Origin of the sequence: Streptomyces xiaopingdaonensis (genome assembly GCF_000262345.1) — a bacterium.
GTDB lineage: Bacteria > Actinomycetota > Actinomycetes > Streptomycetales > Streptomycetaceae > Streptomyces > Streptomyces xiaopingdaonensis.
Genome location: NZ_AJTQ01000257.1, coordinates 91,227 through 97,329, shown reverse-complemented (window position 1 = coordinate 97,329; position 6,103 = coordinate 91,227). Strand labels below are relative to the sequence as shown.

Annotated in this window: 9 protein-coding genes and 1 pseudogene; 8 read left to right on the top strand and 2 right to left on the bottom strand. The window is 69.8% G+C overall.

Going from position 1 to position 6,103, the window contains the following annotated elements:
- Nucleotides 1-604: 604 nt before the first annotated feature.
- Together UWG_RS0120745 and UWG_RS0120740 are read right to left on the bottom strand one after the other, a co-directional pair.
- On the bottom strand, nucleotides 605-1,069 hold the full coding sequence (locus tag UWG_RS0120745; protein WP_016909124.1) for an ATP-binding protein: 465 nt from the start codon (nucleotides 1,067-1,069) through the stop codon (nucleotides 605-607).
- A 45-nt stretch (nucleotides 1,070-1,114) separates the two neighbouring features.
- Nucleotides 1,115-1,522 carry an NUDIX hydrolase gene (locus UWG_RS0120740; RefSeq protein ID WP_016909123.1) on the bottom strand — a complete coding sequence of 136 codons (408 nt, stop codon included), beginning with the start codon at nucleotides 1,520-1,522 and terminating at the stop codon, nucleotides 1,115-1,117.
- A 112-nt stretch (nucleotides 1,523-1,634) separates the two neighbouring features.
- Here UWG_RS0120740 and UWG_RS0120735 point away from each other — a divergent pair, with 112 nt between their 5' ends.
- The 8 genes and pseudogenes from UWG_RS0120735 to UWG_RS0120700 all read left to right on the top strand — a co-directional run bounded on the left by UWG_RS0120735 (nucleotide 1,635) and on the right by UWG_RS0120700 (nucleotide 6,094).
- A complete protein-coding gene (locus tag UWG_RS0120735) occupies nucleotides 1,635-2,423 on the top strand; it encodes a GntR family transcriptional regulator (protein WP_016909122.1) in 789 nt (262 codons plus the stop codon).
- Nucleotides 2,424-2,626: 203 nt separating this feature from the next.
- Entirely contained in the window at nucleotides 2,627-2,977 is a 351-nt protein-coding gene (locus UWG_RS0120730) for an SCO3933 family regulatory protein (protein WP_029391632.1), read from the top strand.
- 5 nt (nucleotides 2,978-2,982) lie between these two features.
- Entirely contained in the window at nucleotides 2,983-4,359 is a 1,377-nt protein-coding gene (locus tag UWG_RS0120725; RefSeq protein ID WP_029391631.1) for an FtsK/SpoIIIE domain-containing protein, read from the top strand.
- Nucleotides 4,360-4,441: 82 nt separating this feature from the next.
- On the top strand, nucleotides 4,442-5,134 hold the full coding sequence (locus UWG_RS0120720) for a DUF2637 domain-containing protein (RefSeq protein ID WP_016909118.1): 693 nt from the start codon (nucleotides 4,442-4,444) through the stop codon (nucleotides 5,132-5,134).
- Between the two features lie 18 nt (nucleotides 5,135-5,152).
- Nucleotides 5,153-5,338 (top strand): hypothetical protein, encoded by a 186-nt coding sequence (locus UWG_RS0120715; protein WP_016909117.1) that lies wholly within the window; start codon nucleotides 5,153-5,155, stop codon nucleotides 5,336-5,338.
- Nucleotides 5,338-5,475: pseudogene (locus UWG_RS31510) on the top strand (mobile element transfer protein); the annotation flags it as partial. The gene UWG_RS0120715 and the pseudogene UWG_RS31510, both read left to right, overlap by 1 nt.
- Before the next feature lie 79 nt (nucleotides 5,476-5,554).
- Entirely contained in the window at nucleotides 5,555-5,749 is a 195-nt protein-coding gene (locus tag UWG_RS0120705) for a hypothetical protein (RefSeq protein ID WP_016909115.1), read from the top strand.
- 12 nt (nucleotides 5,750-5,761) lie between these two features.
- Nucleotides 5,762-6,094: a hypothetical protein gene (locus UWG_RS0120700; protein WP_016909114.1), complete on the top strand. Its 333-nt coding sequence runs from the start codon at nucleotides 5,762-5,764 to the stop codon at nucleotides 6,092-6,094.
- Nucleotides 6,095-6,103 lie beyond the last annotated feature (9 nt).

Below are 6,103 nucleotides of genomic sequence, written 5' to 3'. Positions count from 1 at the left end.
GCCAAAGTGGCTGCCTAAAGCCGTGGAGCCGACCGCCCCAGCCACGATGTACCTCATCTCTGACCTCAACTGGCCGCTGTCTGCTGTCGCGCGGGGCGGCGGGGCCGGGCCGGAGCGGGGCGAAGACAGGAGCGGCGGCGCGGGCCCGCCGGGCCGCGCGCGGGCCGCGTGAGCGGGCCGCCTTGAAGTCGTAGAGAAAGTTGTTACTCACGCCCCTGATGCGGGAGTTGAGCCGTCGAGAACCACTCCGTGCAGGGAGGTAGTGCTCCGGCTTGGCGGTGTGCCAGGGGCAGGAAGATGACCGGGCGTACGGTCCAGGTGATCTCGGCGGCCTGGTGGTGGAGCGTGAGGGCGTATGAGTGTCCCGCTCTGAGGTCGCGGAGTGCTGTCTGATGGTCGTGCGTGATCCAGCTCCACGCTTGCTCGAACGCCTCACCGTCCAGTGTGGAAGCGAGTGTTCGGAGTGTCACCCGGATCCATCGCACCGCCTGGGCCGCGTCCTGGGCGTCGAAGTACGCGCGCAGAGTAGATGCACCCGTGTCCGGCTTCGCGAGGGACGTGCACTCGCACCAGTAGCCATGGCTCGCCTCAAGACCGTGCGAACTCATGACACTTGGTGCTGAGCAGGTACGGAATCGTCGGGGTGTTCGTGCTCCTCCGGCGTCTTGCAGCTGAGTTCGGCCGTGACCGTGTAGCCGTGCCTGCTGTCGCCGCGGACTTCTACGCGGTCGGCAAGGGCGGCGACCAAGCCGAGGCCTCTGCCGTGGATCGCATCCTCGTCCGGCTCCTCGGTGTGCGGGGTCGACTGCCGGCCTCCGGAGTCCTGAACCGAGAGAGCGACCGAATCGGCCGTGCGTCGCAGGTGGATGCGGACGACACCCGTGCCGTTCCCGCTCGCGCTGTGCAGTAGGGCGTTCGTGCCCAGCTCCGTCACGATCAGGGCCGCATCGTCGGCGCACGGGCTGTCGCTGAGGATGTCGCGCGTCCAGCGGCGGGCGCGTCCGATCTCTTCCCGAAGACCTGGACAGGAGAGTTCCCAGATCCGCACTGTGCTCGTATACTCGTGCATACAAGTTCCTTTGTGCTGGTGGCCGCTATGGGTAGTGGAAGTGAGCTAGACGAGTTTCACGCCGTCGTGCGCACGCACGGCCGGCGGGGATGCTGCGTCGAGTGCGTCCAGGACGCGAATCGCGTATGCCTCGTCGGCCAGTTCGGAGACTTCATCGCGAGTCGCCCAGTGCAGGGCGTACGTCTCGTCGCCGGTCGTCGCGGAACCGTCGGCCGCCTCGCAGCGGAAGACGAGCGAGACGATCAGGCCGGTCATGTTCTTGTAGACGCCGGTCAGAGTGGCGGGGAGAGAGATCTTGAAGCCGGTCTCTTCCAGGACCTCGCGCTGAAGCGCGTCCGGGACGGTCTCGCCCGGTTCGAGAACACCGCCCGGCGGCTCCCACCTGCCGTTGTCCCTGCGCTGGATCAGCAGGGCCCGGCCGTGGTCGTCGACGATGACTCCGGCGACGCTCACGGAGTGGGGGCGTTCAGCAGTGCTCACGTTCCTCGGTCCCCTTAGCTGACTAGGCTTCCCCACCGTAGCAACGTAACTCAGCCTCTCGTCTAGATATCCGAAGGAGTACAGCATGGTGGCTCTTCCCTCCGGTCTGCTCGGAGCGCTCGACCCGACCAGCGACCGCGCGGTCTTCCGGCAGATCGCCGACCAGATCCGCGAAGCGATCGACAAGGGGCGCTTCAAGGAGGGCGCCAAGCTGCCTTCCGAGGCTGAGCTCGTGGAGCACTTCGGGGTCTCGCGGATGACCGTGCGGAACTCGATCTCTCAGCTCCAGGGCGAAGGGCTCGTCTCGTCCGAGCACGGCAAGGGAGTCTTCGTACGGCCCCGGCCCCCTGTGCGACGGCTGGCCTCCGACCGGTTCGCCCGGCGGCACCGCGAGCAAGGGAAGGCGGCTTTCACCGTGGAGGCAGAAGCCGCGGGGAGCCGTCCCGAGGTCGACAGCCTGGAAGTGAAGGAAGAGCGGGCCTCGCAGGACATCTCTGCCCGGCTCGGATCGGTGCGCAAGGTTCTCTCGCGCCGTCGGCGGTATCTGCTGGACGGCCGGCCGGTCGAGTTCGCCACGTCGTACCTGCCGTTGGACCTTGCGCGCGGTACGCAGATCGCCGAGCCGAACCCGGGGCCCGGTGGCATCTACGCCCGGCTGGAAGAGCTCGGGCGCCACCTGGACCACTTCGACGAGGAGGTGCAGGCGCGCATGCCCTCGCAGGAGGAGACCAAGACGCTGCGGCTGGCTGCTGGTGTGCCGGTCATCCATCTGGTGCGGACCGCGTACGACTCCGAGGGTCGTGCGGTGGAGGTGTGCGACACGGTGATGGCCGCCGACGCGTACGTGCTGGCGTATCAACTTCCCGCCAACTGATCGTCGTTGCTGGTCAATGGGCTGGTGGGTGCGCTTCTCCCGAACTCGTACACGCCGATGGGCATACTCGTATAGACGAGTGAGCAAGCTGTGTGTCACAGTGGTTCTCATTCCGCCCGAGCGAACTGTTCTGGTGGAACTCATCTAGACGACTAGGCGTCGCTCGCTGCCGGGCGACGGCATACGAAGAAGGAGAAGTGACCTTGCGAACCATCCGTATCGAGACCTCGAACGCGACCGTCCTGCTCACCGAGGCCCCGGAGCCGAAGGTGCGCGATCGGCAGACCGGCGAGGTCGCCAAGGACGCCGTCAGCGGCGAGTCGCTGATGAAGATCGGCGTGGTCTACATCGACGAGGGGGAGTCCTCGCTGATCCACGTGACCGTTCCGGAGAGCGGGGTGGCCGAGGGGCTGACGCTCGGCGCCTCGGTCTCCCTGCCGGGGCTGATCGCCCGCCCCTGGGAGTCGGTGTTCAACGGCCAGCAGCGGCACGGCATCGCCTACCGGGCAACGGCCGTGGTCCCGGGCGCCGTTCCGGCCGGTGTGGGGGCCTGACCCTCATGTCCGAGCTGACGACGCTGATGGAGGTGGGTGGCCCCCTCGCCGCATGTGGTGGCGGGGCCGCCTACCTCCGGGCCCGGCACCCGGCGGCCTACTGGTCCACGGTCGGTCTGCCGGTCTCGGTGGCCCGGCTGGTGGGCACGTGCGGGTCGGTCATGGACTCGTGCGGGCTGACGGTGCAGCCGTCCCGGCTGCGGGTGCTGGCCACTCGGGCCACGACTCGGCGGGAGATCCGCCCGGTGCCGCCGCGCCGTGGGCTGATGCGGCCCACTTCGACCGGTCTGCGGCTGCGGCTCCGGCTCGCACCGGGCCAGGAGCCCGAGGACGTGGCGGCTGCGGCGGAACGGCTGCGGCACGCCTGGGGAGTTCACTCCGTGTACGTGCGGGACGTGAAGCCCGGCGTGGTCGAACTGCGGCTTGTCGGCTTCGACGTGCTGTCGCGGGTGCGCATGCCGCGCAAGGCCGGTGGCGGCTTCCTGCGGATGCCGGTCGCGCTTCGGGAGGACGCCACGGCCTCCGTACGGGACTACCGGGCGGTACCCCACCAACTGACCATGGGCGCCACGCTCTCGGGCAAGTCCATGTACCTGCGGCACCTGCTCACCGGGCTCGCGCGTCAGCCCGTCGCGCTGGTCGGTATCGACTGCAAGCGGGGTGTGGAACTGGCGCCGTTCGCTTCCCGGCTGTCCGCCCTGGCGACCGATCCGGAACAGGCGTCAGGGCTGCTGCCGGTGCTGGTGGACCTGATGGAGTCGCGCTACGACCTGATCAAAGCTCGCCAGGGAATCGCGCCCAGCACGCCGGACGAAGAGATCACGTCCGATGTGTGGGGCCTGCCGGAGAGTGAACGGCCGGTGCCGGTGGTGCTGTTCGTGGACGAGGTGGCCGAGCTCTTCCTCGTCGCGACGCGGAAGGACGAGGAACGGCGGGACGAGATGGTCACCCAGCTCATCCGGCTCGCCCAGCTCGGCCGCGCGGCCGGCATCTACCTCGAAGTCTGCGGCCAGCGCTTCGGCGCCGAGCTCGGCAAGGGCGCGACCATGCTCCGGGCCCAGCTCTCCGGCCGCGTCTGCCACCGCGTGAACGATGAGGCCTCCGCCAAGATGGCCCTCGGCGACATCGCTCCGGAAGCGGTCGGTGCCGCGTGCGCCATCGCCCCCGAACTGCCCGGCCTCGCCGTCGCCGGGGACACCTCCGGCGGCTGGACCCGCATCCGTACGCCGTACCTCTCGCTGGCCGACGCCTCCGCCGTCTGCCAGGAACACGCACACCTGGTGCCCGACGTGCCCGCGCTCAAGCCCTTCCGGCCCGCCGTCCCGGCCGGGCCCGTCGAGCGCCCGGCCTCGCTCGTGAAGCCCCGGCCCGTGGCCGACTGACCTCCTTCCCAACCCGGTTGGCGTGACCGCCTCGCGCCGCGTCCCTACCCCGCCCATGCCTGAATCCGGAAGGAGGCGCCGCGTGCGCAGCTACCTCGCCCGCGTCGACGCCGTACTCGTACAAGCGGTCATCGCTGCCGCGCTGTCCTTCGCCCACCTGCACGACCTGGCGTCGGCGGCCGGACAGGACGGCTGGAAGGCGTGGGCCTATCCGGTCTCCGTCGACCTGCTGATGGTCGCCGCCTGGCACCGGCTTCGGTCCGGACAGGAGAAGTCCGCGGCCTGGTGCTGGTTCCTCGTCGCCCTGGCCGCCTCGCTCGGTGCCAACGTCGCGACCGCCGGCCTCCTCGACCTGAATGACGTGCCCGACTGGCTCCGGATTCTCGTTGCGGGCTGGCCGGCGCTCGCCTTCCTCGGCGGGACTCTGCTGGCGCACACCGCCAGGGAGGAAAGCGGTACGCGGCAACCTGCGGGCCACTCGGCGCCGTTGAAGCCTGCTGCCGAGCCTCCGGCCTCCGAGCCTGAGCCCGCGCCGGTTGTACCCGCGCCGGTCGCCGAGCCTGCGCCTCTGCCCGCTCCCGAGCCTGAACCCGCGACAGAGCGGGAGCCCGCTCCTGCGGCACCGCCCGTACCTGCCGCGCTCGTCGCGCATGCCCGCAAGGTCGCCGACGACCACCAGACCCGTACCGGCTCGCCCATCGACGCCGACACCCTCCGCACCCGCCTCGGAGTCCCGGCGCCCATGGCCGACCAGCTCACCGCCCAACTCGCCTGACACCGAAGGAGATCTGCCATGACCGGAGACACACCGGACCGCTTCGACTTCCTCGACGCGGCATACGAGATGGCTGCGGAAGGCCGTCCCACCCTGGCCCGCCTGCTCGCCGAGGAAGCCGCCGCATCGGTCTCGGACCCCGCCGAAGCGGCCCGCATCCTGCGCGACTTCCCCGGCCGCTCACTGCGACTGGAGGACTGCTGATGCCGCTCAACCGCCGCTTCCGCCGCGTGATCCGCATCGGGCCCGTCCAGGTCGGCACCGCCAACGACCACTGGGGGCGCGAGAAGCACACCGCCGCCTGCACGGCTCCGCGCTGCGGCTTCTCCGCCGACTACGACTAACGCGCCGCCGCCGAACTCGCCGCCCGTACGCACCGCTGCCCCGTCCGCTGAACGGATCGACAGGAGCACTCACGCCATGACCGTCAATCTGCCGCTCGTCGTCGTGCTCGGCCTCATCACCTGGGGCGCCGTGAAGTTCCTCGGCGTCCGCGTCTGGCTCGTCGTCGTGATCGCGCTCTTCGGCTTCTACCTCGCCGACACGTTCCTCGCCCCCGCCATCGACTCCGGCGCCCGCAACGGGGTCGGGGTCGTCAACGGCAACCACGACTGAACGGAGATCGTCATGCTCTTCCGGCCTCAACTGCCCGACCCTCCGCAGCTTCCCGTGCAGATCACGAGCGTGCCTGGTTCGAGCGTGACGGGTTCAAGTCCCGTCATTCACGACCACGCTTCGGCCCCGGCCTGCGGCTGCCAGCACACCGCCGGCACCGCTGCCCCGGCCATCACCCCCGCCCGCCGGTCGCTCTCCAACGTCAGCACCGGAGCCATCACCGCCGTGATCGTCGGCGGGGTCGTCGTCACCGCGCTCCTGGCCGCCGTCGCCGTCACGGCCATATCCGTGGCCGTCGCCGCCGTGGTCCTGCGCTCCCTCATGAACTCCCAGCGCCACCACTGACGCGCTACC